This is a genomic window from Microbacterium sp. Leaf351 (assembly GCF_001423825.1).
Lineage (GTDB): Bacteria > Actinomycetota > Actinomycetes > Actinomycetales > Microbacteriaceae > Microbacterium > Microbacterium ginsengisoli.
The window spans coordinates 53,661-55,274 of the sequence record NZ_LMPK01000012.1 but is presented as its reverse complement, the minus strand read 5'-3'; the positions used below and the strand labels follow the sequence as shown (position 1 = coordinate 55,274).

General features: G+C 72.1%; 2 protein-coding genes. Both read right to left on the bottom strand.

Translation table 11 applies throughout. From position 1 onward, the window contains the following. Positions 1–28 precede the first annotated feature (28 nt). Positions 29–1,027, bottom strand: a complete 999-nt coding sequence (gene ccsB / locus ASG00_RS05180; protein ID WP_056207393.1) for a c-type cytochrome biogenesis protein CcsB — start codon at positions 1,025–1,027, stop codon at positions 29–31. Further along, a partial coding sequence (locus ASG00_RS17070) for a cytochrome c biogenesis protein ResB (protein WP_235559167.1) occupies positions 1,011–1,614 on the bottom strand: 604 nt, incomplete at its 5' end. The genes ASG00_RS17070 and ccsB, both read right to left, overlap by 17 nt.

Sequence of the window (1,614 nt, the reverse complement as noted above, 5' to 3'; positions counted from 1 at the left end):
CATGAGCGGTCCTTTCGCAGGGGGCGGGTCACAGTCCGGAGTAGGAGTGCAGCCCGGTGAAGAAGACGTTGACGACGCCGAAGTTGAACAGCACGGCGGCGAAGCCGACGATGCACAGCCAGGCGGCGCGGGTGCCGGCCCAGCCGCGGGTGGCGGTGGCGTGCAGGTATCCGGCGTAGAGCACCCAGATGATGAACGTCCACACCTCTTTCACGTCCCACCCCCAGAACCTGCCCCAGGCGCGGCCGGCCCAGATCGCCCCGGCGATCAGGGTGAAGGTCCACAGGATGAACCCGACGATCGTCAGCCGGTATGCGAGTCGGTCCAGATCCTCCGGCCCGGGCAGACTGTCCCGCAGCCGGGTGAGCCGGGAGGGGAGGCCGCGGCGGCGGGTGGTGAGCAGGTAGGTGAGGGAGACGAGGAACGCGAGCCCGAAGAACGCGGTCGCCAGCAGCGCGACCAGCACGTGGATGACCAGCCACCCGGACTGCAGGGCGGGCATCAGGGGGGCGACGGGGACGTAGAAGCTAACCGTCGCGACGCCGAGCAGCAGCACGGTCAGCCCGAGCACGGCGCTGCCCAGGTACGCCAGCCGCACCCGCAGCGACACGGCCAGGAAGGTGGCGATGATCAGGGCGGTGCCGGTGAGGGAGAACTCGAACATGTTCGCCCACGGCACCCGGTCCGCGGCGACCCCGCGCAGCACCACCCCGGCAAGATGGAACACCCAGCCCAGCACGGTCAACACGAACCCGACCCGCGCCGCCTTCCCCGCCCCCCGTCCGCCCCCCGGGGCAGCGGCGGCACCGGGTGCGGTGTCGGGGGCGGGGGCGGTGGGTGTGCCTGCCAGGTCCGGGTCGGTGGTGCTGGTGGCGCCGGCGGTGACCGGCACCCGGACGGTGACCGGGACGGCAGGGGTGCTGGCGCGGCGGGCGAGGTGAAGGGTGTAGGCGACGAATGCGGCGGCGTAGATCGCGATCGCCGAGTACACCAGCAGCAGGGACAGGGCGTCAAGGAACGGGGTCATCAGAGCCTCCTCGAAGGGGTGCGGGGGAAGGGGTGAGGCGGGTGGCGAGGGTGTCGACGGTGGGTTGCAGGCGGGGGTCGTCGCCGCGGGCGAGCCCGGCGACCTCAAGCACCGTGCCGCCGTCCCGGCCGGTGGTTGCGCGGACCCAAAGGCGGCGGCGGGGCACGAACAGGGACAGGGCCAACCCGGCCATCGCGACGACCGCGGCGATCAGAGTGGGGGTTTGGGTGGGGTCGGCGGCGATCTCCAGCGACGCGAATCGGGGGATCGGGCCGAGCTCGATCGTGCCCAGCTCGTCCGGCAGCGGAACCGGGGTGCCGGGGACCAACTGCAGGGCGGGGGTGGGGGTGCCCCGCCCGGCGATCTGGGTGAGGGTGCTGGTGTCCAGTGCGTACACCGACACCGGGACCCCGGTGTTCAGGCCCAGGTCGCCGACGTACACGTTGAAGGTGACGACCGGGTCCAGCAGGTCCGGGTAGCTGGACGCGAACGCCCCAGAGGCGGTGGTCGCGCGGGTGGGGTACAGCATCCCGACCAGGCCGACCTGCTCGGCCAGCCCGTCGGGAACCTTCACGATGCCCAAGCTG